General features: G+C 69.3%; 22 protein-coding genes, 1 tRNA gene and 1 pseudogene. 13 read left to right on the top strand and 11 right to left on the bottom strand.

Going from position 1 to position 24,785, the window contains the following annotated elements; all coding sequences use genetic code 11:
- The first annotated feature begins 22 nt into the window (after nucleotides 1-22).
- From ABZS97_RS02800 to ABZS97_RS02765, 8 genes are all read left to right on the top strand, one after another.
- A complete protein-coding gene (locus ABZS97_RS02800; RefSeq protein ID WP_356132731.1) occupies nucleotides 23-1,024 on the top strand; it encodes a proline racemase family protein in 1,002 nt (333 codons plus the stop codon).
- Nucleotides 1,025-1,044: 20 nt separating this feature from the next.
- Nucleotides 1,045-1,722 carry a GntR family transcriptional regulator gene (locus ABZS97_RS02795; RefSeq protein WP_356132729.1) on the top strand — a complete coding sequence of 226 codons (678 nt, stop codon included), beginning with the start codon at nucleotides 1,045-1,047 and terminating at the stop codon, nucleotides 1,720-1,722.
- 74 nt (nucleotides 1,723-1,796) lie between these two features.
- Complete coding sequence (locus ABZS97_RS02790) at nucleotides 1,797-2,795, top strand: LacI family DNA-binding transcriptional regulator (RefSeq protein WP_356132727.1); 999 nt, start codon at nucleotides 1,797-1,799, stop codon at nucleotides 2,793-2,795.
- Nucleotides 2,796-2,983: 188 nt separating this feature from the next.
- A complete protein-coding gene (locus tag ABZS97_RS02785) occupies nucleotides 2,984-4,324 on the top strand; it encodes a sugar ABC transporter substrate-binding protein (protein ID WP_356132725.1) in 1,341 nt (446 codons plus the stop codon).
- A gap of 8 nt (nucleotides 4,325-4,332) precedes the next feature.
- Nucleotides 4,333-5,295, top strand: a complete 963-nt coding sequence (locus ABZS97_RS02780; RefSeq protein WP_356132723.1) for a sugar ABC transporter permease — start codon at nucleotides 4,333-4,335, stop codon at nucleotides 5,293-5,295.
- Nucleotides 5,292-6,167: a carbohydrate ABC transporter permease gene (locus tag ABZS97_RS02775; RefSeq protein ID WP_356132721.1), complete on the top strand. Its 876-nt coding sequence runs from the start codon at nucleotides 5,292-5,294 to the stop codon at nucleotides 6,165-6,167. The genes ABZS97_RS02780 and ABZS97_RS02775 overlap by 4 nt, the downstream gene beginning before the upstream one ends.
- A 31-nt stretch (nucleotides 6,168-6,198) precedes the next feature.
- The gene (locus ABZS97_RS02770; RefSeq protein ID WP_356132719.1) at nucleotides 6,199-7,788 is read left to right on the top strand and encodes an alpha-amylase family glycosyl hydrolase; all 1,590 of its coding nucleotides are present in this window, start codon (nucleotides 6,199-6,201) and stop codon (nucleotides 7,786-7,788) included.
- Nucleotides 7,789-7,843: 55 nt separating this feature from the next.
- Nucleotides 7,844-10,024 (top strand): discoidin domain-containing protein, encoded by a 2,181-nt coding sequence (locus tag ABZS97_RS02765; protein ID WP_356132717.1) that lies wholly within the window; start codon nucleotides 7,844-7,846, stop codon nucleotides 10,022-10,024.
- Here the strand turns inward: ABZS97_RS02765 and ABZS97_RS02760 are convergent.
- From ABZS97_RS02760 to ABZS97_RS02730, 7 genes are all read right to left on the bottom strand, one after another.
- Nucleotides 9,996-10,811 carry an ABC transporter ATP-binding protein gene (locus ABZS97_RS02760; RefSeq protein ID WP_356132715.1) on the bottom strand — a complete coding sequence of 272 codons (816 nt, stop codon included), beginning with the start codon at nucleotides 10,809-10,811 and terminating at the stop codon, nucleotides 9,996-9,998. The two genes, ABZS97_RS02765 and ABZS97_RS02760, sit on opposite strands and share 29 nt — an antisense overlap.
- Nucleotides 10,812-10,831: 20 nt before the next feature.
- Nucleotides 10,832-11,611, bottom strand: a complete 780-nt coding sequence (locus tag ABZS97_RS02755; RefSeq protein ID WP_356132713.1) for an ABC transporter permease — start codon at nucleotides 11,609-11,611, stop codon at nucleotides 10,832-10,834.
- The gene (locus ABZS97_RS02750) at nucleotides 11,608-12,381 is read right to left on the bottom strand and encodes an ABC transporter permease (RefSeq protein ID WP_356132711.1); all 774 of its coding nucleotides are present in this window, start codon (nucleotides 12,379-12,381) and stop codon (nucleotides 11,608-11,610) included. Before ABZS97_RS02750 ends, ABZS97_RS02755 begins: the two co-directional genes overlap by 4 nt.
- Entirely contained in the window at nucleotides 12,378-13,349 is a 972-nt protein-coding gene (locus tag ABZS97_RS02745; protein ID WP_356132709.1) for an ABC transporter substrate-binding protein, read from the bottom strand. The genes ABZS97_RS02750 and ABZS97_RS02745 overlap by 4 nt, the downstream gene beginning before the upstream one ends.
- A 188-nt stretch (nucleotides 13,350-13,537) precedes the next feature.
- Entirely contained in the window at nucleotides 13,538-14,473 is a 936-nt protein-coding gene (locus tag ABZS97_RS02740; RefSeq protein WP_356132707.1) for a PDR/VanB family oxidoreductase, read from the bottom strand.
- On the bottom strand, nucleotides 14,470-14,652 hold the full coding sequence (locus ABZS97_RS02735) for a hypothetical protein (RefSeq protein ID WP_356132705.1): 183 nt from the start codon (nucleotides 14,650-14,652) through the stop codon (nucleotides 14,470-14,472). The genes ABZS97_RS02740 and ABZS97_RS02735 overlap by 4 nt, the downstream gene beginning before the upstream one ends.
- Nucleotides 14,649-15,713, bottom strand: a complete 1,065-nt coding sequence (locus ABZS97_RS02730; RefSeq protein WP_356132703.1) for an aromatic ring-hydroxylating dioxygenase subunit alpha — start codon at nucleotides 15,711-15,713, stop codon at nucleotides 14,649-14,651. Before ABZS97_RS02730 ends, ABZS97_RS02735 begins: the two co-directional genes overlap by 4 nt.
- A 541-nt stretch (nucleotides 15,714-16,254) precedes the next feature.
- On the opposite strand from ABZS97_RS02730, the gene ABZS97_RS02725 reads away from it, so the two are divergent.
- A tRNA-Ile gene (locus tag ABZS97_RS02725) sits at nucleotides 16,255-16,333 on the top strand.
- Between the two features lie 660 nt (nucleotides 16,334-16,993).
- The gene (locus ABZS97_RS02720; RefSeq protein WP_356132701.1) at nucleotides 16,994-17,485 is read left to right on the top strand and encodes a TetR/AcrR family transcriptional regulator C-terminal ligand-binding domain-containing protein; all 492 of its coding nucleotides are present in this window, start codon (nucleotides 16,994-16,996) and stop codon (nucleotides 17,483-17,485) included.
- A 72-nt stretch (nucleotides 17,486-17,557) separates the two neighbouring features.
- Here the strand turns inward: ABZS97_RS02720 and ABZS97_RS02715 are convergent, their stop codons facing one another.
- Complete coding sequence (locus tag ABZS97_RS02715; protein WP_356132699.1) at nucleotides 17,558-18,166, bottom strand: TetR/AcrR family transcriptional regulator; 609 nt, start codon at nucleotides 18,164-18,166, stop codon at nucleotides 17,558-17,560.
- Between the two features lie 1,050 nt (nucleotides 18,167-19,216).
- Between ABZS97_RS02715 and ABZS97_RS02710 the strand changes: the two genes are divergently transcribed.
- Nucleotides 19,217-20,083 (top strand): alpha/beta hydrolase, encoded by an 867-nt coding sequence (locus ABZS97_RS02710; protein WP_356132697.1) that lies wholly within the window; start codon nucleotides 19,217-19,219, stop codon nucleotides 20,081-20,083.
- A gap of 370 nt (nucleotides 20,084-20,453) precedes the next feature.
- On the opposite strand, the gene ABZS97_RS02705 is transcribed toward ABZS97_RS02710, so the two are convergent.
- The 3 genes from ABZS97_RS02705 to ABZS97_RS02695 form a co-directional block, all read right to left on the bottom strand.
- The gene (locus ABZS97_RS02705; protein ID WP_356132695.1) at nucleotides 20,454-21,047 is read right to left on the bottom strand and encodes a TetR/AcrR family transcriptional regulator; all 594 of its coding nucleotides are present in this window, start codon (nucleotides 21,045-21,047) and stop codon (nucleotides 20,454-20,456) included.
- Between the two features lie 50 nt (nucleotides 21,048-21,097).
- Nucleotides 21,098-21,739: a hypothetical protein gene (locus ABZS97_RS02700; RefSeq protein WP_356132693.1), complete on the bottom strand. Its 642-nt coding sequence runs from the start codon at nucleotides 21,737-21,739 to the stop codon at nucleotides 21,098-21,100.
- Nucleotides 21,740-21,924: 185 nt separating this feature from the next.
- Entirely contained in the window at nucleotides 21,925-22,935 is a 1,011-nt protein-coding gene (locus ABZS97_RS02695) for a helix-turn-helix domain-containing protein (RefSeq protein ID WP_356132691.1), read from the bottom strand.
- An 87-nt stretch (nucleotides 22,936-23,022) separates the two neighbouring features.
- On the opposite strand from ABZS97_RS02695, the pseudogene ABZS97_RS02690 reads away from it, so the two are divergent.
- Nucleotides 23,023-23,958 (top strand): annotated as a pseudogene (locus tag ABZS97_RS02690) (NADP-dependent oxidoreductase); the annotation flags it as partial.
- A complete protein-coding gene (locus tag ABZS97_RS02685) occupies nucleotides 23,950-24,750 on the top strand; it encodes a nuclear transport factor 2 family protein (protein ID WP_356132771.1) in 801 nt (266 codons plus the stop codon). The pseudogene ABZS97_RS02690 and the gene ABZS97_RS02685, both read left to right, overlap by 9 nt.
- Nucleotides 24,751-24,785 lie beyond the last annotated feature (35 nt).

Here is a 24,785-nt window from a genome sequence, read left to right as displayed (position 1 = left end):
GTACCAGACAAGGGAGTTGGTCATGCGCAGCAAACTCGTCCTGCACGCCGTCGACTCGCACACCGAGGGCATGCCCACCCGGGTGATCACCGGCGGCGTCGGGGTGATCCCCGGCGCCACCATGGCACAGCGCCGCACCCACTTCCTGGAGCACATGGACGAGCTGCGCACGCTGCTGATGTACGAGCCGCGCGGCCACGCCTCCATGAGCGGCGCGATCCTCCAGCCGCCCACCCGGCCCGACGCGGACTACGGAGTGCTCTTCATCGAGGTCTCCGGGTGTCTGCCGATGTGCGGGCACGGCACGATCGGTGTCGCGACCGTCCTCGTCGAGACGGGCATGGTCGAGGTCGTCGAGCCGGTCACGACCATCCGGCTCGACACCCCGGCGGGCCTGGTCGTCGCGGAAGTCGCTGTCGAGGGCGGCGCCGCCACGGCGGTGACCCTGCGCAACGTCCCGTCGTTCGCGGTCGGGCTCGACCGCAAGAGCACGCTGTCGGACGGCCGGACGGTGACCTACGACCTGGCGTACGGCGGGAACTTCTACGCGATCCTGCCGCTCGACCAGTTCGGCATCCCCTTCGCCCGCGAGCGCAAGGACGAGATCCTCGCCGCGGGGCTCTCCCTCATGGCCGCGATCAACGCCGAGGGCGGGCCCGTGCATCCCGAGGACCCCTCCATCCACGGCGTCCACCATGTCTACCTCGCCGCCCCCGGCTCCGACGCCCACCGCTCACGGCATGCCATGGCCATCCACCCGGGCTGGTTCGACCGGTCCCCGTGCGGCACCGGCACCAGTGCCCGCATGGCCCAGCTGCACGCGCGCGGGGAACTCCCGCTCGGACAGGACTTCGTGAACGAGTCCTTCATCGGTACGGAGTTCACCGGGCGGCTCGTCGGGACCGCCGAGGTGGGCGGCGCCGCGGCGGTACTGCCCGAGATCACGGGTCGCGCCTGGGTGACGGGCACGGCACAGTATCTCCTCGACCCCACCGACCCGTTCCCCGCCGGCTTCCTGCTCTGAACGACCTCAAGGACCCCTCCATGGCCGCCCGACCGACCTCCGCGCCCGCCCTTCCCCCGCTGGGCGGCAAGAAGCCCAGCTACCGCGAGCGGGTCGCCGACGCGCTGCGCGCCGCGCTGATCGCAGGGGAGCTGCGGCCGGGCGAGATCCACTCGGCGCCCGGCCTGGCGGCGCGCTTCGGTGTGTCGGCGACCCCCGTGCGGGAGGCCATGCTCGACCTCGCCAAGGAGGGCCTGGTCGACACCGTCCCCAACAAGGGCTTTCGCGTGACCGCGGTCTCCGAGCAGCAGCTCGACGAGTACACGCACATCAGGTCGCTGATCGAGATCCCCACCACGGTGGGCCTGGCGGCAACCGCCGACCCGGACGCGCTGGAGGCGCTGCGCCCGGTCGCCGAGGAGATCGTCACCTCCGCCGCGGCCGGCGACCTCATCGCGTACGTCGAGGCCGACCTGCGCTTCCATCTCGGACTGCTGGCGCTCGCCGGCAACGCCCATCTGGTCGACGTCGTACGGGACTTGCGGCGCCGCTCACGGCTGTACGGGCTGACCGCGCTCGTGGCGCAGGGGCGTCTGGAGGCGTCGGCCCAGGAGCACCTGGAGCTCCTCGACGCGCTGCTCGCGCGCGACGAGGACGCCGTACGGGAGGTGATGGCCCGCCATCTGGGGCATGTCCGGGGGCTGTGGGCCAAGCCGTAGTCAGCGGTGGGGGCTGCTGCGGAGAAGTCGCGATTACGCAAACGGCTTGCATTCCTTGCGCTATTCTTGCGCACATGACGCGACGACTTGCGCAGGTGGCAAAGAAGGTCGGGGTCAGTGAGGCCACGGTCAGCCGGGTGCTCAACGGCAAGCCCGGTGTCTCCGACTCCACCCGGGAGGCGGTGCTCTCCGCGCTCGACGTCCTCGGCTACGAGCGGCCGACGCAACTGCGCGGGGAGCGGGCGCGGCTGGTCGGGCTCGTCCTTCCGGAACTGCAGAACCCGATCTTCCCGGCCTTCGCGGAGGTCATCGGCGGGGCGCTCGCCCAGCTCGGCCTCACGCCGGTGCTGTGCACGCAGACCAAGGGCGGTGTCTCGGAGGCCGACTACGTGGCGCTGCTGCTCCAACAGCAGGTCTCCGGCGTGGTGTTCGCGGGCGGGCTGTACGCGCAGGCCGACGCGCCGCACGACCACTACCGCCGGCTCGCCGACCGCAACATCCCGGTCGTGCTGGTCAACGCCGCAATCGAGGACCTCGGTTTCCCCCGGGTCTCCTGCGACGACGCGGTCGCCGTCGAGCAGGCCTGGCGCCACCTGGCCTCCCTCGGCCACGAGCGCATCGGGCTGGTCCTCGGGCCCGGCGACCACGTGCCGTCGGCGCGGAAGCTGGCGGCGGCCCGGGCGCTGGGCGTGGAGCTGCCGGACGAGCACGTCGCCCGGGCCATGTTCTCGATCGAGGGCGGCCACGCGGCGGCCGCCCGGCTCATCGACCGCGGGGTGAGCGGCATCATCTGCGCCAGCGACCCGCTCGCCCTGGGCGCGGTAAGGGCCGCCCGCCGCAAGGGACTTGGTGTCCCCACCGAGGTGTCCGTGGTCGGCTACGACGACTCCGCGTTCATGAACTGCACCGAGCCGCCGCTCACCACCGTCCGTCAGCCCATCGAGGCCATGGGCCGGGCGGCGGTGGAGCTGCTGAACGCCCAGATCGGCGGTAGCTCCGTACCCGCCGACGAACTGCTCTTCGAGCCGGAGCTGGTCGTGCGGGGGTCAACCGCGCAAGCGCCCCGCCGCTGAGATCCGGGGCAATCGCGGGGATCCAGCTGGCTGTCAAATAATTACAGACTATGCGCGACATCTTGCGGACAGATGTCGGCGGTGCTTGAGTGTGCGGCGCCAGCCAGGCCGACAGGCCTCGGCCCGGCGGCGCGCACCCCCGCGTGCTGCCGTGGGCCTTCCACGCTCCTGCCCAGAGGGGTCCACCGATGAGAAGCACCGGGTTCCGCCGCACCTTCCTGACGCTCATGGCCTGTTCGCTGACCCTCACCGCCTGCGGGTCGAGCGACGACACGGCCGACGGGAAGACCCGTATCACCGTCAACTGCATGCCGCCCAAGAGCGCGAAGGTCGACCGGAAGTTCTTCGAGGCGGACGTCGCCGCCTTCGAGAAGCAGAACCCGGACATCGACGTCGTCGCGCACGACGCGTTCCCCTGCCAGGACCCCAAGACCTTCGACGCCAAGCTCGCCGGCGGCCAGATGGAGGACGTCTTCTACACGTACTTCACCGACGCGGGGCACGTCGCCGACATCCACCAGGCCGCCGACATCACGCGCTACGTCAAGGACCTCAAGAGCTACGGCACCCTCCAGCAGCAACTGCGTGACATCTACACCGTCGACGGCAGGATCTACGGCATCCCGCGCACCGGCTACTCGATGGGCCTGATCTACAACAGGAAGCTCTTCGCGAAGGCGGGCCTCGACCCCGACAAGCCCCCGGCCACCTGGGAGGAGCTGCGCGCCGACGCCAAGAGGATCGCCGCACTGGGCGGCGGCACGATCGGCTACGCCGACTACAGCGCCCAGAACCAGGGCGGTTGGCACTTCACCGCCGAGCTCTACGCGCAGGGCGGCGACGTCGTCAGCGCCGACGGCAAGAAGGCCACCGTCGACACCCCCGAAGGCAAGGCGGTGCTGCAGAACCTCAAGGACATGCGCTGGAGCGACAACTCCATGGGCAGCAAACAGCTGTTGGTCATCAACGACGTCCAGCAGCTGATGGGCTCCGGCAGGCTCGGCATGTACCTCTCCGCCCCCGACAACATCCCGATCCTCGTCAAGGAGAAGGGCGGCAACTACCAGGACCTCGCGATCGCGCCCATGCCGGGCGGCCAGGGCACGCTCATCGGCGGCGACGGCTACATGTTCAACAAGAAGGACAGCCCGGAGCAGATCAAGGCCGGCCTGAAGTGGCTCGACCACATGTTCCTCACGCCCGGCAAGGGCTTCCTCGGCGACTACGCCCGGGCGAAGAAGGCCGACGCCCCGGTGGGCCTGCCCGAGCCGCGCCTGTTCACCGGCGCCGCCGACGCCAAGGACCAGCAGGTCAAGAAGGCCAACGCCAACGTGCCCGTGAAGAACTACCAGGCCTTCCTGGACGGCAACCAGAACCTGGACATGAAGATCGAACCGCCGCACGCCCAGCAGATCTACTCGGTCCTCGACAGTGCCGTCTCCGCCGTCCTCACCAAGAAGGACGCCGACATCGACCAGCTCCTCAAGGACGCCTCCGGCAAGATCGATTCGATCCTGGCCCGGGGCTGACCCCGCCGATGAAGACCGCATCGCCGCCCGCGGCGCCGCCCCGCACAGCCGTGCCCCGGGTGGCGGCCCCAGGACCGGGCCCTCGCACCCGCCCGCTGCGCCGCCGACTCGCCGACCAGTCCCGCGCATACGCCTTCCTGCTCGGCGGCCTCCTGTGCTTCGCGCTGTTCTCCTGGTACCCGGCGATCCGTGCGGTCGTGATCGCGTTCCAGAAGTACACACCCGGATCGCCGCCCGAGTGGGTCGGCACCGCCAACTTCACCCGCGTCCTGCACGACCCGGAGTTCACCGCCGCATGGCGCAACACCCTCACCTTCACGGTGCTGGCCCTGCTGATCGGCTTCGCCGTCCCCTTCGTGATGGCGCTCGTCCTCAACGAACTCCGGCACGCCAAGGCCTTCTTCAGAGTCGTGGTGTACCTGCCGGTGATGATCCCGCCGGTGGTCAGCGCCCTGCTGTGGAAGTGGTTCTACGACCCGGGGGCCGGCCTCGCCAACGAAGCGCTGCGCTTCCTGCACCTGCCCACCTCGAACTGGTCCAACGGCGCCGACACCGCCCTCGTCTCGCTCGTCATCGTCGCCACCTGGGCGAACCTCGGCGGCACCGTCCTCATCTACCTGGCCGCGCTGCAGAGCATCCCCGGCGAGCTGTACGAGGCGGCCGAACTCGACGGCGCGAGCCTTCTGCAGCGCATCCGCCATGTGACGATCTCTCAGACCCGGTTCGTCATCCTCATGCTGATGCTCCTTCAGATCATCGCCACCATGCAGGTCTTCACCGAGCCCTTCGTCATCACCGGCGGCGGCCCCGAGAACGCCACCGTCACCGTCCTCTACCTGATCTACAAATACGCCTTCCTCTACAACGACTTCGGCGGGGCCTGCGCACTGAGCGTCATGCTTCTCCTCCTGCTCGGCGCCTTCTCCGCCCTCTATCTCCGGCTGACCCGTTCCGTGGGGGAGGACTCGTGAGCACCCGCACACTTCTCTCGCCGCTCGCCCTCGCCCGCCCGCGGGGCAAGGTCCTCTACTGGACCGTGTTCACCGGCGTCGTCCTGCTCTTCGCGCTCGCCTTCCTCTTCCCCGTCTACTGGATGGTGACCGGCGCCATGAAGTCGCCGGACGAGGTCGTGCGCACACCGCCCTCCCTGGTGCCGCAGCGGTGGCACCTGTCCGGCTACACGGACGCCTGGGACCTGATGCAGCTCCCCACCCACCTATGGAACACGGTGGTACAGGCCACCGGTGCCTGGCTGCTGCAACTGGTGTTCTGCACGGCCGCCGCGTACGCCCTGTCCAAGCTCAAGCCCGCGTTCGGCAGGCTGATCCTCGGCGGCATCCTCGCGACCCTGATGGTCCCGGCCCAGGCGCTGGTCGTCCCGAAGTACCTGACCGTCGCCGACCTCCCGCTCCTGCACACCAGCCTGCTCAACGACCCGCTCGGCATCTGGCTGCCCGCCGTCGCCAACGCCTTCAACCTCTACCTGCTCAAGCGCTTCTTCGACCAGATCCCGCGCGACGTCCTGGAGGCCGCCGAGATCGACGGCGCCGGACCCCTGCGCACCCTGTGGTCGATCGTGCTGCCCATGTCCCGGCCGGTCCTCGGCGTCGTGTCGATCTTCGCGCTCGTCGCCGTCTGGCAGGACTTCCTCTGGCCGCTGATGGTCTTCTCCGACACCGACAAACAGCCCATCAGCGTGGCACTCGTCCAGCTGTCGCAGAACATCCCGCTGACCGTCCTCATCGCCGCCATGGTCATCGCCAGCATCCCCATGGTCGCCATGTTCCTGGTGTTCCAGCGCCACATCATCGCCGGGATCAGCGCGGGCAGCACCAAGGGCTGACGCCGCCTCCACCTACCGAAAGGCACGCATCGTGGGACAGCCCACCCCTGCCCGCACCCAGGCCGACTGGTGGCGCTCCGCCGTCATCCACCAGGTGTACGTCCGCAGCTTCGCGGACGGCGACGGCGACGGCACCGGCGACCTCGCGGGCGTCCGCGCCAAGCTCCCCTACCTCGCCGAACTCGGCGTGGACGCCCTGTGGTTCAACCCCTGGTACCTGTCACCGATGAAGGACGGCGGCTACGACGTCGCCGACTACCGCGCCGTCGACCCGGCCTTCGGCACCCTCGCCGAGGCGGAGAAGCTCATCGCCGAGGCACGGGAGTCGGGCATCCGCACCATCGTCGACATCGTGCCGAACCATGTCTCCGACCAGCACCCCTGGTTCCGCGCCGCCCTCGCCGGCGGCCCCGAGCGCGAGCTGTTCCACTTCCGCCCCGGACGCGGCCCGGGCGCCGAACTCCCGCCCAATGACTGGGAGTCCCAGTTCGGCGGCCCCGCCTGGACCCGTGTGGCCGACGGCGCCTGGTACCTCCACCTCTTCGCGCCCGAGCAGCCCGACCTCAACTGGGCGCACCCCGCCGTCCGCCAGGAACACGAGGACGTGCTGCGCTTCTGGTTCGAGCGGGGCGTGGCCGGGGTCCGCATCGACTCGGCCGCCCTGCTCGTCAAGGACCCGGACCTGCCCGACTTCGTCGAGGGCCGCGACCCGCACCCCTACGTCGACCGCGACGAACTCCATGCCGTGTACCGCTCCTGGCGGGCGATCGCCGACACCTACGACGGCATCTTCGTCGGCGAGGTCTGGCTCCCCGACACCGAACGCTTCGCCCGCTACCTGCGCCCCGACGAACTGCACACCGCCTTCAACTTCTCCTTCCTGTCGTGCCCTTGGGACGCGGGAAGGCTGCGGACGTCGATCGATGACACCCTCGCCGAACACGCCCCGGTCGGCGCGCCCGCCACCTGGGTGCTGTGCAACCACGACGTGACGCGCACCGTCACCCGCTACGGCCGCGCGGACACCGGCTTCGACTTCGCCGCGAAGTCCTTCGGCACACCGACCGACCTCGCCCTCGGCACCCGACGTGCCCGCGCGGCCGCCCTGCTCTCGCTCGCCCTGCCCGGCGCCGTCTACCTCTACCAGGGCGAGGAACTCGGCCTGCCCGAGGCGGAGATACCCCTCGACCGCATCCAGGACCCGATGCACTTCCGGTCGGGCGGCACCGATCCGGGCCGGGACGGCTGCCGGGTCCCGCTGCCCTGGGTCGCAGACGCCCCCTACGCCGGTTTCGGCTCGCGGGAGGAACCCTGGCTCCCGCAGCCGGAGGGCTGGGCCGCGTACGCCGCCGACCGCCAGGCCGCGGACCCCGGCTCGATGCTCTCCCTCTACCGGGAGGCGCTGCGCATCCGGCCCGTCTTCGGCGAGGGCCCCCTGACCTGGCTGCCCGCCTCCGAGGGCGTCCTCGCGTTCGCCCGCGCGGCAGGCCCGGTGTGCGTCGTGAACCTCGCGCACACCCCGGCCGATCTCCCCGCGCACTCCCGACTCCTGCTCTCCAGCGGCCCCTTGACGGCCGACGGACGGCTCCCCCAGGACACGGCGGCCTGGATTCGCGTCTGAGCCGCCCCTGTCGCACCTCGCTATCCCCGCACCCCCACCATGAAGGGATCAGCACATGCACACCTCAAGAACTGTCAGGCCCATGCCAACCACGGCGGCCGCCGCCGTGGCCGTCGTCCTCGCCGCCGGCATGCTCGGCGCCGGCCCGGCGCACTCCGCGGTGGCCGCCGCCGGCGCCGATCTCCCCTTCACCTCGGTCGAGGCCGAAGCCGCCACGACCACGGGCACGAAGATCGGCCCCGACTACACCCAGGGCACCCTCGCCTCGGAGGCCTCCGGACGCCAGGCCGTACGACTGGGCAGTGGGCAGCGCGTCGAGTTCACCGTGCCAGGCGCGGCCAACGCGGTGAACGTCGCCTACAGCGTCCCCGACGGCCAGTCCGGCACGCTCGACGTGTACGTCAACGGCACCAGGCTCGCCAGAACCCTCGCCGTCACCGCCAAGTACTCCTACGTCGACACCAGTTGGATCCCGGGCGCCAGGACCCACCACTTCTTCGACAACGCCCGGCTGCTGCTCGGCCGGGACGTACACGCGGGCGACAAGGTGGCCTTCGAGGCGACGGGCACCCAGGTGAGCGTGGACGTCGCCGACTTCGAGCAGGTCGCGGCGGCGGCCGGGAAACCCGTGGGTGCGGTCTCCGTCACCGACAAGGGTGCCGACCCCAGCGGCCAGGGCGACTCCACGCAGGCATTCCGGGACGCCATCGCTGCCGCCCAAGGGGGAGTGGTGTGGATCCCGCCGGGCGACTACCGCCTCACCTCCTCGCTCGGCGGCGTCGCGAACGTCACCCTCCAAGGCGCGGGCAACTGGCACTCCGTCGTGCACACCTCGCGCTTCATCGACCAGAGCAACTCGGCCGGAGGCGTCCACATCAAGGACTTCGCCGTGCTCGGCGAGGTCACCGAACGCGTCGACTCCAATCCGGACAACTTCGTCAACGGAGCGCTGGGGCCGGGCAGTTCGGTCTCCGGAATGTGGCTTCAGCACCTCAAGGTCGGCCTCTGGCTGACGGGCGACAACGACAACCTCGTCGTGGAGAACAACCGCATCCTCGACACCACCGCCGACGGCCTCAACCTCAACGGCAACGCACGAGGCGTCCGGGTCCGCGGCAACTTCCTGCGCAACAACGGCGACGACGCCCTCGCCATGTGGTCGCTGTACTCACCCGACACGAACAGCAGCTTCGAGAACAACACCATCACGCAGCCCAACCTCGCCAACGGCATCGCGATCTACGGCGGCACCGATCTCACGGTCAAGAACAACCTGGTCTCCGACACCAACGCCCTCGGCAGCGGCATCGCCATCTCCAACCAGAAGTTCCTGGACCCCTTCTCCCCGCTCGCGGGCACCATCACCGTCTCCGGCAACACCCTCGTCCGCACCGGCGCGATGAACCCCAACTGGAACCACCCGATGGGCGCGCTGCGCGTCGACTCGTACGACAGCGCCATCGAGGCGAACGTCGCCATCACCGGCACCACGATCACCGACAGCCCCTACAGCGCCTTCGAGTTCGTGTCCGGCGGCGGCCACGGCTACGCGACCAGGAACATCACGGTCGACGGCGCGACCGTCCAGAACACCGGCACAGTCGTCGTCCAGGCAGAGTCGCAGGGCGCCGCCAGGATCAGCAACGTCCGGGCCACGGCAGTGGGCTCGGCCGGCATCTACAACTGCCCCTACCCGACCGGCTCCGGCACCTTCACGCTCGCCGACGGCGGCGGCAACTCCGGCTGGAACAGCACCTGGTCCGACTGCTCCACCTGGCCCCGGCCCGGTGCCGGAAACCCCGACCCCGACCCGGCCCGCAACCTCGCCAAAGGCCGCCCGGCCACGGCCACCGGCTCGCAGGACGTCTACACACCCGGCAAGGCGGTCGACTGTGACGCCAACACGTACTGGGAGTCGACGAACAACGCCTTCCCGCAGGCCTGGACCGTCGACCTCGGCTCAACTCAGCCCGCCCGCCGTCTTGTTCTGAAGCTGCCGCCCGCCGCGGCCTGGCAGACACGCACGCAGACCCTGTCCGTGCAGGGCAGCACGGACGGCTCGGCGTACACGACGGTCGTCGCCTCGCACGACTACCGCTTCGACCCGGCCACCGGCAACACCGTGACAGTGACCCTCCCCGGCAGCTCGAACCTGCGCTACCTGAGGCTGAACGTCACCGCCAACACTGGCTGGCCCGCTGCCCAGTTCAGCGAGGTGGAGGCGTATCTGTCCTGAGGTCCGAGGGTGTTCCGCGCTTCGCCGCCTGGATCTGCTCGTACACGTGGGTCCGCAGTTCGGTGAAGCGCGGGGCGACCCGGGTGTGCAACTGGTCGCGCTCGTCCGGGAGATCGACCTTCAGCTGCTCCTGCACGACGGTGGGGGAGGCGGACAGGACGATGACCCGCTCGCCGAGGTAGACGGCCTCGTCGATGTCGTGGGTCACGAACAGGATCGTGATGCCGCGCTCCCGCCACAGGCCGCGCACCAGATCCTCCAGGTCGGCGCGTGTCTGCGCGTCCACTGCGGCGAACGGCTCGTCCATCAGGAGCACACGGGGTTCGTACGCCAGGGCGCGGGCGATGGCCACCCGCTGCTGCATACCGCCCGACAGCTGCCACGGGTAGGCCCCGGCTGCATCGGCCAGGCCGACCGAGTGCAGCGCGTCCGCGACCAGCTCGCGGCGCCGCGCCTTGCTGAACTGCTTCTGTCGCAGCGGGAGTTCGACGTTCGCGCCGACCCGCATCCAGGGGAACAGGCTGCGCCCGTACTCCTGGAACACGAACGCCATCCCGGGCGGCGGACCGCTCACCGGCCGGCCCTCCAGGACGACATCACCCGCGGTCGGTGCCAACAGGCCGCCCACGCACTTCAGCAGGGTCGTCTTGCCACAGCCCGACGGGCCCACGAGACAGACCAGTTCGCCCGCCTCCACGGTGAAGGTGAGGTCCCGCAGCGCCTCCACACGGCGCCCGGAGCCCTCGTAGACCTTCCGCAGACCGGCCACGGAGAGGAGCGAGTGCATCGGCTGCCCTTTCGAGAGCTTCACGGGGACCGCCGGGACGCCGCGCGCAGGCCGTGGTACCAGCCGAGCACGCGCCGCTCGACCAGGCGGAAGACGACCGAGAGGAGAAACCCGAGCAGGCCGAGCACGAGGATCCCGGTCCACATGTCGGGGATCGCGAAGCCGCGCTGGAACTGGACGATCGTGAAGCCGAGCCCGTCGCTGGCCGCGAACATCTCGCTGATGACCATCAGGATGATGCCGAGCGACAGGGCCTGCCGCAGGCCGGCGAAGATCTGCGGGCTCGCCGCGCGCAGCACCACGTGCCGCAGCCGTGCGACGCCGGTGATGCCGTACAAGCGCGCTGTCTCGGACATCACGGCGTCGACCGCGCGTACGCCCTCCACGGTGTTGAGCAGGATCGGCCAGACGCAGCCGCTCGCGATCACGAGGACCTTCATCGTGTCGCCGATGCCCGCGAACAGCATGATGACCGGGACGAGCACGGGCGGCGGGATGGCCCGCAGGAACTCCAGGACCGGCTCGCACACCGCCCGTACCCGGCGGTAGGAGCCGATCACGGTGCCCAGCGCCACCCCGGCGACGGTCGCGACGGCGTACCCGCCGAGCAGGCGTTCCATGCTGGGCAGCAGGTCGTGGCTCACCCGCTCGCCCGTCCAGACGTCCGGGAACGTGGTGAGGATCGTGCGCAGCGGGGGCCAGTACACGTTCGTGCTGCCGTCGGACGTCAGCCACCAGCCCGCGACGAACAGCGCCGGCAGCGCGACGACGAAGAGGACGCGCGCGAGCACGCGCTTCACACCGCCACCTCCCCGCGCACCGACTGGTGCCAGGCCAGCGCCCGCCGCTCCACCGTGCGGGCGCCCATGTTGATCAGCAGCCCGAGCACGCCGGTGACGACCACCAGCGCGTACATGTCCGGCACGGCCTGTGAGGCCTCCGCGACCGCGAGGCGCGCACCCAACCCCGGTGCGCCGATGACGAGTTCGGCGGTCACGGCGAGGATGAGCGCGACCGAGGCGGCCAGCCGCACTCCCGTCATGACGTACGGCAGAGCCGTCGGCCACAGCACATGACGGATCCGCGCCCAGGTGCCGAGGCCGTATGAGCGGGCCGTCTCGTCCGCGACCGGGTCGACGTCCTGGACGCCGTACAGGACCTGGATGAGGACCTGCCAGAAGGAGGCGTACACGACGAGCAGGAGGACCGAGCGCAGTTCGCTGCCGTAGAGCAGGACCGCGAGCGGGATCAGCGCCACCGACGGGATCGGGCGCAGGAACTCGATGGTGGACGCGGTCGCCTCGCGCAGATGGGGGACCACCGAGACGAGCACGCCCACGACGATGCCCGCACCGACCGCGATCGCGAGGCCGAGCCCCCAGCCGGCGAGGGTGTCGCCGAGCGCGCTCCAGAACGTGCGGTCGCCGAACTCGTCGGCGAGTGCGCCGGCGATACGGCTGGTCGGTGGGAAGTAGTCGTCGTCGACGAGACCGAGACGTGGCACCGCCTCGCCCAGGGCGAGGAAGACCGCGAGTCCGGCCGTGCCCAGTGCGGCGTTCTCACCCCTCACGGCAGCAGCTTGTCCAGGTCGGGTGTCTTCTTGAACAGCCCGTCCTGCTCGCCCAGTTTCTCCAGCGACTCGATCGAGGCGCGGTCCGGCTCGGCCGGCCACTTCGGCAGGGTCACCTTCGCCAGCACGGCCGCGGGGATCTTCGTGTACGTGGTGACGATCGCGCGGACCTCATCGGGGTGGGCGTCGGCGTAGGCGAGGGACTCCGCGGTGGCCTCCTGGAACTTCTTCACCAGGTCCGGGTGCTGCTGCGCGTACTGCGTGGAGGTGAAGTACATGGCGACGGTGAGGTTCTTCGCGATGTCGACCAGCGAGGACGCGATCTCCGTGCCGCCCTGGCTCTTGATGGTGGCGAGGGCCGGCTCGACGACCATCGCGGCGTCGATCCGGCCCTTGTCGAGGGCGGCGGGCATCTGGTCGAAGGCCAGCTCGACGAACGTGACCTTGTCCGGGTCGGCGCCCGCCTTGCGCATCGACGCGCGCACCGCGGTCTCGTTGATGTTCTTCAGGGTGTTGACGGCGACCTTCTTGCCCTCCAGGTCCTTCGCCGACTTGAGCGAGCTGCCCTTCTTCACGACCATGGCGCCGAAGTCCTTGCCCGCCACCCCTGTTGAGGCCACTCCGTTGGCGACCGCCTTCACCGGAACGCCGTTGCTCTGGGCGATCATCAGCGAGGTCATGTTGGAGAACCCGAACTGGAACTGGCCGCTGACGACGCCCGGCACGATCGCCGCGCCGCCCTGCGCCATCGTCATCGACAGCTTCAGGCCGCGTTTGCTGTAGAAGCCCTTCTGCCGGCCCAGGTAGAGGGGTGCGACATCGACGATGGGGATGAGCCCCATCTTGAGGGTCGTGGTCCCGCCGGACGACGCGTTCTTCCCCGAGCTCCCTGAGGAGTCGGACGAACCGCAGGCCGTGGCGGCGACCAGCACGGTGGCGGCCGCCAGGCCGACGAGCAGACGACGCATTTCTCCCCCTGTTGGGACCCGAGGTGCTCCGACAGGTTGTGCGCGGACAACACAGATGTGTTCAAGCGCGAACGTAGAGTGCGCCTGATGAGGGGTCAATGCCTGTGTCACAGTGGATTGTTGACAATTCCTGTGACTCTCTCACAGCATGCGCACAGCCTGCCCCCGAGGCACCCGGGCGGCCCAGGTCAGAGGTCCAGCACCAGCCGTTTCCCGCGACACCGGGACACACAGATCATCATCGTCTCCCCGGCCTCCCGCTCCTCGTCGCTCAGCACCGAGTCCCGGTGCTCCGGCGTGCCGTCGAGGACGTCGGTCTCGCAGGTGCCACAGGTGCCCTCGGTGCAGGAGTAGAGCACCTCGACGCCGGCGGACTTCACCGTGTCGAGGACGGAGACGTTCGGCGGCACGGTCAACGTCCGCCCCGAGCGCGACAGTACGATCTCGAACTCGCTGTCCGGTCCCGTCTGTTGGGCCTTCGGCGTGAAGCGCTCCACGTGCAGCTGTCCGGCGGGGCAGCGTTCCTCCACGGCGTCCAGCAGCGGCCCGGGACCGCAGCAGTAGACGAGGGTGTCGGCCGGAAGCCCGGCGAACTCGGCGTCGAGGTCGAGCAGTCCGGTCTCGTCCTGTGGCGCGATCCGCACCCGGTCGCCGTAACGGGCCAACTCCCGGGCGAAGGCGATCGATTGACGGCTGCGGCCGCCGTACAGCAGCGTCCACTCCGCGCCCGCCGCCTCGGCCGCGGCGAGCATCGGCAGGATGGGGGTGATGCCGATGCCGCCCGCGACGAAGCGGTAGCGGGAGGCGGGCTTGAGCGCGAAGTGGTTGCGTGGACCGCGGACGCGGACCTTGTCACCCTCGCCCAACTGCCCGTGCACATACGCCGATCCGCCGCGCCCCTCCGGTTCCCTGAGCACCGCGACGCGCCAGCCGGACCGGTCGGCCGGATCACCGCACAGCGAGTACTGCCGTTCCAGGTCCGGCCCGAGCAGGACGTCGATGTGGGCGCCCGGCTCCCAGGCCGGGAGCTCCTCGCCCAGCGGATGACGGAGGGTCAGGGCGAGCACGCCGTCGGCCACCGCCTCCCGGCGGTCGACGACGAGTTCGGCTTCGTAGGAGATCATGAGCGGGGTCCTTGCGGCTCGTGGCCCTCGGGGTGGGCGAGCATCCACTCCCACATCTCGATCGGGTCCTGGGCGGTGTGCTCGGCGCCGCAGTGGCAGGTGCCGTGCAGGACGTCGGTGCCCGGGAGCCAGTCGACGCGGTAGATCTCGCGCGGCGTCTGGGGAATCAGCCTGGTCACTGGACCTTCTCCACGGGCTTCTCGCCCTCCTCGACGAGCCGGGCGAGGATACGGCGGGCGGCGAGACCGCCCGTGTCGATGTTGATGCTCAGCTCCTGGTACCCGGACCGCTCCGAACCCAGCGTCCGCTGCAGCAGGTTGAGCGCGTCGACGTCCTGCATCACGACCGTGTGGTTGAAGTCCCGCAGGAACGTGGTGACTTCCTCGTCGTCCCGCGCGAAGTCCCTTGAGACGGCCCAGAAGTCGTACACCTTGCCGTCGCCGGACGGCGTGATCGCGTACGTGATCTCGGTGTGGAAGGCGTTCGGGTCGCTGCCGTCCGCCTCGGGCAGCACACCGACCGGCGCGATGCGGCTGTGCAGCAGATACAGACAGGGCGCGAAGTACTCGATGTCCTGCCAGCGCGTGATCCGACCCTCGATACCGGTCGAACGGGCGTAGAAGGGCGGGCACTCGGCGTCGTCCATGTGCCGGCTGACCCGCACGATGCCCGCGCCCTCGTCGACCTCGGTGGTGATCGGCGTCTCGGCGACCTCGGGCGTACCGATGTACCCGCCGTGGAGGTACGTCTCGTGGGACAGGTCGAGGAGGTTGTCGACGAGAAGCCCGTAGTCGGCGTCGATGGGCTCCATGCCGCACACCGTGGTCCACTCCGGCGAGTCCATGTGCCGGGCCCGCGGAATCGCCGCCGGGTCGGCGAGATCGGGGTCGCCGATCCAGACCCAGACGAACAGGTCCTGCTCGACGACCGGGTACGCGGCGACGCGCGCGGTACGCGGTATGCGCTTCTGACCGGGCACGTACACACAGGTGCCCGTCGTGTCGTACGTGAACCCGTGGTAGCCGCACACGATCCGGTCCCCGTCGAGCCGGCTCTCCGACAGCGGGAAGCGCCGGTGCACACATCGATCCGACAGGGCGACGACCGCCCCGTCGTCCTCGGTCCGGTAGAAGACGAGCGGCTCACCGAGGACGGTCCGTCCGAGCAGCTCACGACCGACCTCGTGCGTGTAGGCGGCTACGTACCACTGGTTCCTGGCGAAGGCGGTGGTGTGAGGCATTGTGGCTGATTCCCGTCTCTGTGGCGTGGAGACATCGTCCGCAGAGGCTTCGCGAAGCCGCAATACTGCTTCCGTCTCACGGAAGCGGATTTCGAAGTCCCCTGCTCACACGGTCTGTTGGCGTGCAGGGGCAGGTTTCGAGCAACGGTGAAGGCATCGGCCCCGATCAATGTCGTCGATCGCGCCATGTGCCGCTCCGTGCATGGACTGTGTACCGATATGTTCGAGTGTGAAGTTTTGCACCTATTTTTCTTCTTGTATTTGGCTGGTACAGCGGCACTTTTTGCATCGTTGCAGTTCATAGGTGTTCGGTCTCGGGATAGATGGGCCTCGGGTCGAATCCGGGTCGAATGGGCCCGTTTTCCGTCCCGAGGAGGTGTTGATGCAGATCAGCGCTGTAGTGAGACCTGTCGGCGGGCGCCCTGCGATGGCTTGGTGGCGTTGGCCGATGACTCACTCACCGCTTTCGGACAATGCTTGCGTCCCGGGTGGTGTTTCCGTTCTCCTGCCTTGAGATGGCCGGGCGGGAGATTGGGACGGCTGGGCGGACGAACGTCATCGTGAAGCGGCGCAGCGGACTCATAATCCGTCGGCCGTGGGTTCGAGTCCCACCCGCCCCACCTTTGCAGGGCGCTGACCTGCGGAAACGTTCATTTTGTCCTGTCGGATCGTCAACTTCGCCTGAACGGACTGAATCCGCTGCTCGCGGGTTTGGAGTCGGGCGGCGCCCGGGGGAGCTCCAACCCCTCTGGCCTGCGGTGGAGTAGGTGTTCAAGGTTGCTACTCTCGGTCCGGGCGGCTGCGCTGCGGGTCGTCCCCAAGACCCAGGGGCCGTACAGGGGCCGGGAGGGCGCGGCCGGGGTCAGGCCGAGAGTGTTTCCGGGCTGATTTCGTTGTCCCGTTTGCTGGTTCTGCGGCATGGGGCTGCCGTCCACCGCGCGGACGGTCGAGTGCCGGGCCGGCTCTGGAGGCGGCGCGGATGCCGGTGCGTCTGGCAGACAGGCCCGAGGCCAGTGAAACGGCCCGAAGAGGAAACGGTCCCATGGACGGCGCACCGAGTTCGTCAAGGCTGAGCCATGTGCGGTCAGCGCACCATCTGGTGCCGTTGAGGAAGATCGCGGCCGAGCTGGAGCGCAGCCCCTCGACGCCATCGCCGCCGAACTCACGGCCGACCACGCAAGACGTTCGGCTGGGAAACCCCAGCCGAGCGCCTGCATACAGCCCTCACGAGCGCCTCACACTGGCCACGTGTTGCAACGACCGCTGGAATCCCTCCGGGCGTGGCACGGCCGGACCACATCACGGTCCGCGATGCGAACGTGTACCGGCGCTGGAAGTCCCGGGCGGAGCTCGCCGCGGAGGCGCTGGACCACGGCGGTCTCACCGACGACCTTGGGCCGGTCATCATCGGTCCGGGCCGACTCCGCGAGGAACTCGTTGCGACGATGGCCCGCGCCCTTGGGAGCCAGAACCCTTCCCGCGTCGACCTGCACACTGCCCTGCATGACACGGCTCGCCAGGAGCCGGAACTGTGCGGTCTCATCAGGCAGCGATATGTCGACTCCCCGCACCAGGCCATCGAGGGCGTGCTGGCGCACGCGGTGGAGCGCGGCGATCTGCCCCCGCGCCAGGCCGATCCATCAGGAGGTCACTCGATGGCGGTCGCCGTCGCCGTCGCTCTGCTGCTCCACTGGGGGCTTGTCCGCGACCGGCGGGTCAGCGGCGACGACATCGCGGCGATCGTCGACGGCGTCCTCATGCCCCTGCTCTGACGGCCATTCGTGCGTCGTCACCGGCAGGCGGAGGGCGCTGTGCGCGCTCCGCAGCGTCCGTGTGTACGGCTGTCAGTGCGCCCTCCTGGTGTTCCCTTCGTGCTCGATGCCCAGGAGGGCGAGGGTGTTGTGCATGCCCTGTTCGAGGACTTGATCGGCGAGCCGCGGATCGGCGAGGGCGCGTGAGAGCTGGAGTGTGCCGGCCATCATGGCGTACGAGCTGAGTGCCATGGGGCGCACCGAGAGCGGGTCGTCCGGCGCCAGGCGGGCGGCGATGCCGTCGGCGACCACCAGCACGCCCTCGGTGTAGGCCTGTCTGGTCGGGTGTGTGCAGCGCCCTATCTCGTCGAGCAGGGCGGCGGAGGGGCAGCCGACGTCACGGCTGTCACGGTGCCACGGGGACAGGTACCAGCGCACGATCTGTTCGAGGCCGGCGCGGCCCGGTTCCGCGTGCGCGACGATCGTCGCGTTCTGGGCCTCCAACTGGTCGGCGATCGTGGTGGCCACGAGGTCGTCCTTGGACGTGAAGTGGGTGTAGAAGGCGCCGTTGGTCAGCCCGGCGTCCCTCATGAGCGCCGCGATACCCGAGCCGTCGATGCCGTCCTCCTTGAAGCGGCGGCCTGCCGTCTCGATGATCCTCTGCCTGGTCGCCTGCTTGTGCTCTTTCCTGTATCGCACCACACACTCCTCTACGCGCCGGGCGGGCCACTCGCCGTCCAGCGGCTCCTCCAATGTATTGTATTGCGAACGTAATTCAATGACTTCGGGTTCCGGCACCCTCACAGCCGGGGCAGGAGTACCGCGCCTCCGCCCCGCCGCGCTGGACTGCCTGCGTAGCTGGCCCGCATGCGGTTCCGTGGCCGATCACGGGCTCCGCTTGGCGCAGGAACTGCTTGTGCGCCCGGGTCGCCCAGCAGGTCATGTGGGTCGTCAGCGAGCGGGTCGAGGGCGGCGATCGTGCATGTCCTCACCAAAGAGGCTGGCACGTTGCCGCTGTGGGCTGCCCCCTCGTCCGGCGGCAGCACTCCGGTGTTGCCCGGGAGTAGGAGTGAGCGCGATGAGGGCGGGTCGACGGCCACAGGGGCCTGATCGTGGAAACGGATGCCCGGCGTGAGCACGAGGCCAGGCTGCACCCCGGATTCCACGGGCGAGAACTGAGCCGGAGTCCGCATGTCGACTACGACAACACCCGCCTCGACTCCGCCCCCGCACCACCGGTACGGCGCAACTCCCACCCGTGCCTGCAGCGAACCCGGCGCAGCCCTGGCAGCACCCTCCTCGTCGACTTCGAACGGGACATCGTGGGCCGGCACGAGCTCCGCGCGCGTAGTGGCCGGGACTGCGGCGGTCGCGGGCGGAGCTCGCCGAGCTCGCCGGCCAGCCGGTGACGCGGTGAACGCCGCCGTTATCAACGTCCGACGTAGGTGAACCGCCCCTGCCCTGGTGGTGCGCTGTGCTACACGCCCCGGGCGCTTGCCGGAACTCGTGATTCCGCCGCCGTGCATCTCGTGCCGCTCATCACTTGCGCCACGATGAAAGTATGGTCATACTTCAATGGTCGACGGGTTGCTCAGGGGCCCGATTCAGGGAGTTCTCCCACGCCCTCCTCTGGCCGTCGAATCCGGACTGCAGTCGCGGCCGGGAGACACATGGGAACCGCTCGACGCCCACCTGCGAGGAGGCAGGAGTCGGAGCGTACTGGCGGTAACCCTCACATTGAAGGGCACGACCGTGAACGCACACGAAACACGAGGTGACGTGGTGACGTCGTACAAGAACGCGCAGAACCGCACCGTCACCGCCGACGGAGTGACCTACGCCTACCGCGACCTCGGCCCCCGGACCGGCATGCCGGTCATCTTCATCACCCACCTCGCCGCGGTCCTGGACAACTGGGACCCGAGGGTCGTCGACGGCATCGCCGCCAAGCACCGGGTGATCACCTTCGACAACAGGGGCGTGGGCGCCTCCACCGGCAAGACGCCCAAGACTATCGAGGAGATGGCCAGGGACGCCGTCACCTTCATCCGGGCCCTGGGCTTCGAGCAGGTCGACGTCCTCAGCTTCTCGATGGGCGGCATGATCGCCCAGGTGATCGCCCAGACCGATCCGCAGCTCATCCGCAGGCTGATCCTCGCCGGCACCGGTCCGGCCGGAGGTGAGGGCATCAAGAACGTCACCCGGCTGTCCGACTACGACACCCTCCGGGCGCTGCTCACCCTGCAGGACCCCAAGCAGTTCCTCTTCTTCACCCGTACCCCGAACGGGATCCGGGCCGGCAAGGAGTTCCTGGCCCGCCTGAAGGAGCGCACCAAGGACCGAGACAAGGTCATCTCCCTCATCGCGTACCGCTCCCAGCTCAAGGCCATCCACCGCTGGGGACTGGCACAGCCGCAGGACCTGTCCGTCATCAAGATCCCCGTGCTCGTCGCCAACGGCGACAACGACAGAATGGTTCCGACGCCCAACTCGTACGACATGGACAGGCGGCTGCCGAACTCCGAGCTGGTGATCTACCCCGACGGCGGCCACGGCGGCATCTTCCAGTACCACGAGCAGTTCGTGCCGACGGCGCTCGAGTTCTTCGGTCGGCCGTAGGGCCGCGGTGTGATCGGCGCTCGGGCCGAGGATGTTGACTTAGAGCCGTGACGCCCGCCAGGCGTCACGGCTCTCGTCGCTTGTTCCACGTCACTGACCTGTTCGCTTCTCGGTCATGCGGCGCCGCGGCGGTTGTCGTGCGGGATGGCGATGCGGAGACTGGTGTGGTCGACGTGCCGTCCGGGCGGCAGGCCCGGGACCTGCGCTGCCGCCACGGCGTGCCGAATGCGCGCAGCGCCGTCGGCGGTACGAGCGGAGGGCCGCCGCGTCCGTGTCGCTTCCGAGATGGCAATTGCCCCGGGGCCACCCGCTCTCGCTGGCGGCGGAAGCGCGGGTGTACGGCACCGGCGTCGTGGCCCTTGTCAGGTGGTCACCCAGCCGGTGTTGACGGGCACCGCGCCAAGGCGAGGGCGTTCTCGATTCCCTGCTCGAGGACCTCGTCGGAGAACTTCCGGTCGCAGAGCGCGCGGGACAGCTGCAGCGTTCCCACCATCATCGTGAAGAGCCCGATCGCCTGGCCGCGGGCGGACTGCGGATCCTCGGGTGCCAGGCGGGCGGCGAACTCGTCCAGGATGGCCCTGGCGCCGTCGGTGTAGGCAGCCTTGGCTCCGTCACCGCAGCGGCCGATCTCGTCGAGCAGGGCTGCGTTCGGGCAGCCGTCGCCGGGGTTGTCCCGGTGTCCGGGCGACAGATACTCGCGGATGAGATCCTCGAGTCCCGCGCGGCCGGGCCGCAGCCCGCCGAACTGCTTCACCAGTGTGCGCAGTTGCTCTGCGATGACGTGGGTGACGAGGTCGTCCTTGGACTCGAAGTGGGCGTAGAAGGCTCCGTTGGTGAGCCCGGCGTCGGACATCAGTGTGGAGATGCCGGACCCGTCGATGCCGTCCTGCTTGAACCGGTGGCCGGCCCGCTCGATGATCCGCTGCCGCGTGACCTGCTTGTGCTCCTTGGTGTAGCGCGCCACAAGGTCCCTCCCCCACTTTGCCCGGCCATTGCCCTGTATCCCATCGTAATCTATGGTCTGTCGTATGTAATATTACGGTCGACAGCTAATGCTGGTGTTCGACCGCTTTGCTGCCCCTCGGACGGCAAGTCACGGGTCGTTGTGGCGACATGACGGACACCGCTTCTCGATGTCCCGAGCGCACCGCGATCGTCTTCGGTGACGACCACATCACGTACGCCGGCCTCGACGCCTCCGCCGGCCGTGTCTCGAACCTGCTCGTCCTTGCCCGTGGTGCGGTCGCACCCCGAGGGCGTGGTGCCTTGGCGGCCGCGGTGAGAAGGCAGACCGCTTCGACATGGGTACGCATGGCGCCGGCTTCGACCGACGACGGCCCTCCTGCCGGCGTGGTCGGCTTCGGTCAGGATGCATTCGCCGGGGATGCCCTGGTCATGGGAAGTGGGCCGAACCGGATCGGAGCCGCGCGGCGCGACCTCGAGGTCATCGCCGGAACACCGGTGCCGACTGTGTCGTACGTACGCCGAAGCGCCCGAGGAAGGCGACTTCCTCGCGCAAGGCGTTCCGGTCAGGCGGTAGGTCGGGTAGTCGGTGTAGCCGGCCACGCCGCCGCCGTAGAAGGTGGCGGGGTTGGGGGTGCTCAGGGGTGCGCCGGCGCGGATGCGCTCGACCAGGTCGGGGTCGGCGAGGGCCATCGAGCCCACGGTGGCGACGTCGGCGATGCCGTTGTCGATGTCCTTGGCCTGGAAGGCGATGTCGGCGCCGGCCCGGGGTGAGGATCAGCGTGTCAGGACACAGCTCGACTCACGGGTGCGTTTGCTGTCATACCCGCGACCGATACCTGTCCCCGGCGCAGCCGATGGTATGGCGTACATACTTTTTACGATCCAGGGCGACATACTTGACCGTCCCGCCGAGCATCCGCCGCGGCGGCACGGCTCGTTGCCAGTGGGCCTCGGAAGGTACGCCGGTAGGCCAGTGGTGTGACGCCGATAGCGGCGTGCAGGTGTTCGCGCAGCGAGGTGCCGCTGGCGAAGCCGACCTGGCCGGCGATGTCGTCGACCGGCAGGTCGGTGGATTCCAGCAACTGCCGGGCCCGGTCGACGCGTTGCTGGATGAGCCAGCGTACGGGGCTCAAGCCGACTTCTTCCTTGAAGCGGCGGGCGAAGGTGCGCTGGCTCATGTTCGACTGCTCGGCAAGGTCGCTCAGGGTCAGCGGCTTGTGCAGGTTCTGCAGCGCCCACTGCCGGGCGGCGGACGTGTCGTTCGCCGTTGCGTCGGGGACCGGGTGTTCGATGAACTGCGCCTGGCCTCCGTCGCGCCACGGGGGGACGACGCAGGTGCGGGCCACACGGTTGGCGATCTCGCTGCCGTGGTCCTTGCGGACAAGGTGCAGGCAGACATCGATGCCGGCAGCGGCACCGGCCGAGGTCAGCACGTCGCCTTCGTCGACGAACAGGACGTTCGGGTCGAGTTCCACCTGCGGGTACCACTCCCGGAAGAGGCCCGTGGCGTGCCAGTGGGTGGTGGCCCGGTGCCCGTCGAGCAGCCCCGCCGCGGCCAGCACGAAGGCGCCGGTGCAGGTGGACACGATCCGGGTGCCGGGGGCCACGTACGCGAGGACTTGCGCCAGGTCGACCGGCGTTTGACGGCGGGGGTTGCCGGTGTGGAACGGCGGGATGATGACGGTGTCGGCGGTGCGCAACGCCTCCGGGCCGTGCTCGACGGTGATGGAGTAGTCCGCGTTGGTGCGCACCGGGTGACCGTCGATGGTGCAGGTCACGACCTCGTAGCGGCCGTCCGCGGCGCCGAAGACGCGGTGGGGAATGCCCAGGTCGAACGGGTACACCCCGTGTGAGGCGAGGACAACGACGCGGTGCACCTTGATCACGGCAGGATCCCGTCGAAAATTGGCGATCACGCCATTGTAGGGGCCTGTGACGGCGGCCAGGCTGGGCCCATGACGGACACCGAGACCATGCGAGCCATCAGCCAGGACACCTACGGTACCCCCGACGTGCTGCAGGAGACCCTGCTGCCCAAACCGGCGCCAGGGGTGAGCGAGATCCTGGTCGCCGTCCACGCGGCCGGGGTCAACCCGACCGACTGGGGGAACCGTGCCCGGTCCGCGACCATCGCCCGGATGCCGCTGGTGCTCGGCTGGGACGTCTCCGGCGTCGTCGAGGCCGTCGGCGTGGGCGTCACCCTGTTCAAGCCCGGCGACGAGGTCTTCGGCATGCTGCCCTACCCGGGCGGAGTCGGCTCGCACGCCGAGTACGTGACCGGGCCGGCCCGCGTCTTCACGCACAAGCCCGCCGGCATCGACCACGTCCAAGCCGGTGCGCTGCCGCTGGCCGCGCTGACCGCCTACCAGGCACTGGTCGACACCGCCGACGTCCGGGCCGGGCAGCGAGTCCTGATCCACGCGGCGGCCGGCGGCGTCGGTCACCTCGCCGTGCAGATCGCCAAGGCCCGCGGCGCGTACGTGATCGGCACCGCCAGCGCCGCCAAACACGACTTCCTGCGATCCCTCGGTGCCGACGAGGTCATCGACTACCACAGCGTCGACTTCACCGAGGTGCTCAGCGACATCGACGTGGTCCTCGACCCGATCTCCCGTGACTCCGCCGCCCGCGCCCGATCCGTGGCCGTGCTGCGCCCGGGCGGCACCCTCGTCTCGATCCTTCCGGTACCCGTCGACGCCGGCGAACTGGCGGCGATCGCCGAGCGGGGGATCCGCTACGAGTCGCTGCTGGTCGAGGCCGACCAGGGCGGCATGCAGGCCATCGCCGCCCTCGTCGAGACCGGCGCGCTGCGCGCCCACATCGAGGCCACCTTCCCGCTCGCCGAGGCCGCGAAGGCGCACACGCTCGGCGAAACCGGCCGCACCACCGGCAAGATCGTGATGACCGTACGAGACAGCAAGGCACAAATTGCCAGCCAACTGCTGCATGACGTGTTCGTCCTCGGCGACACGGCCATCGTCGATCGGGTCGTGCGGCCCGATTCCTACATCCAGCACAACCCCCTGGCGCCCGACGGAGCCGACGCCCTCAAATACTTCAGCGGCGCCATGCGACAGCAGTACCCGCAGGCCGCCTTCGAGCCCCGCCGGATCATCACCGACGGTGATCTGGTGCTGCTGCACTCCCGCTACGTCATGGTGCCGGGCACCGAGGGTCTGGCCGTGTTCGACCTGTTCCGCTTCCAGGACGGCAAGATCGCCGAGCACTGGGACATCATTCAGGAAGTGCCCGCCACCACGGCCAGCGGCAACGACATGTTCGCCACGCTCAGCGAGCCGCGGACCGACGCGGTCGGGCAGCGGTGGTTCACCGCGTACCACAAGGAACTGGTCACCGCGTTCGTCGACCAACTGCTGGTCCGCAAGGACCTGACCGCCATCGACGCCTACGTGGGCGCCGACTACCACGAACACAGCCCGAACATCTCCGACGGCGCGGCCGGCCTCAAGGCCGACCTGGGCAGCTACTTCGACAAGTTCCCGCAGTCGAGTGTCACACCGAAACGCGTCATCGCCGAAGGCGACCTGGTCGCCGTGCACAGCCACTACGTCGACACTCCGAGCGAGCGTGGCCGGTCGGTCATCGACCTCTTCCGGGTCCGCGATGCCCGGATCGTCGAGCACTGGAGCTCCGAACAGGCCATGCCCGAGACCGCCGCCAACGACAACACGATGTTCTGACAGCCGCGGGGGCGGGGCGAATCTCGTCCGGCCCC

Origin of the sequence: Streptomyces sp. NPDC005485, from assembly GCF_040606085.1 — a bacterium.
Taxonomy (GTDB): domain Bacteria; phylum Actinomycetota; class Actinomycetes; order Streptomycetales; family Streptomycetaceae; genus Streptomyces.
The sequence above is the reverse complement of the archived record's forward strand: the minus strand, read 5'-3'. Positions and strand labels throughout refer to the sequence as shown.

Excerpts from the sequence above, each read along its gene's own strand:
- ABZS97_RS02730 (WP_356132703.1), bottom strand. The coding sequence starts at position 15,713 with ATGCCTCACACCACCGCCTTCGCCAGGAACCAGTGGTACGTAGCCGCC.
- ABZS97_RS02740 (WP_356132707.1), bottom strand. The coding sequence starts at position 14,473 with ATGATCTCCTACGAAGCCGAACTCGTCGTCGACCGCCGGGAGGCGGTG.
- ABZS97_RS02800 (WP_356132731.1), top strand. The coding sequence starts at position 23 with ATGCGCAGCAAACTCGTCCTGCACGCCGTCGACTCGCACACCGAGGGC.
- ABZS97_RS02790 (WP_356132727.1), top strand. The coding sequence starts at position 1,797 with ATGACGCGACGACTTGCGCAGGTGGCAAAGAAGGTCGGGGTCAGTGAG.
- ABZS97_RS02760 (WP_356132715.1), bottom strand. The coding sequence starts at position 10,811 with ATGCACTCGCTCCTCTCCGTGGCCGGTCTGCGGAAGGTCTACGAGGGC.
- ABZS97_RS02765 (WP_356132717.1), top strand. The coding sequence starts at position 7,844 with ATGCACACCTCAAGAACTGTCAGGCCCATGCCAACCACGGCGGCCGCC.
- ABZS97_RS02785 (WP_356132725.1), top strand. The coding sequence starts at position 2,984 with ATGAGAAGCACCGGGTTCCGCCGCACCTTCCTGACGCTCATGGCCTGT.
- ABZS97_RS02745 (WP_356132709.1), bottom strand. The coding sequence starts at position 13,349 with ATGCGTCGTCTGCTCGTCGGCCTGGCGGCCGCCACCGTGCTGGTCGCC.
- ABZS97_RS02795 (WP_356132729.1), top strand. The coding sequence starts at position 1,045 with ATGGCCGCCCGACCGACCTCCGCGCCCGCCCTTCCCCCGCTGGGCGGC.
- ABZS97_RS02780 (WP_356132723.1), top strand. The coding sequence starts at position 4,333 with ATGAAGACCGCATCGCCGCCCGCGGCGCCGCCCCGCACAGCCGTGCCC.
- ABZS97_RS02685 (WP_356132771.1), top strand. The coding sequence starts at position 23,950 with ATGACCGTACGAGACAGCAAGGCACAAATTGCCAGCCAACTGCTGCAT.
- ABZS97_RS02700 (WP_356132693.1), bottom strand. The coding sequence starts at position 21,739 with ATGGCCCTCGCCGACCCCGACCTGGTCGAGCGCATCCGCGCCGGCGCA.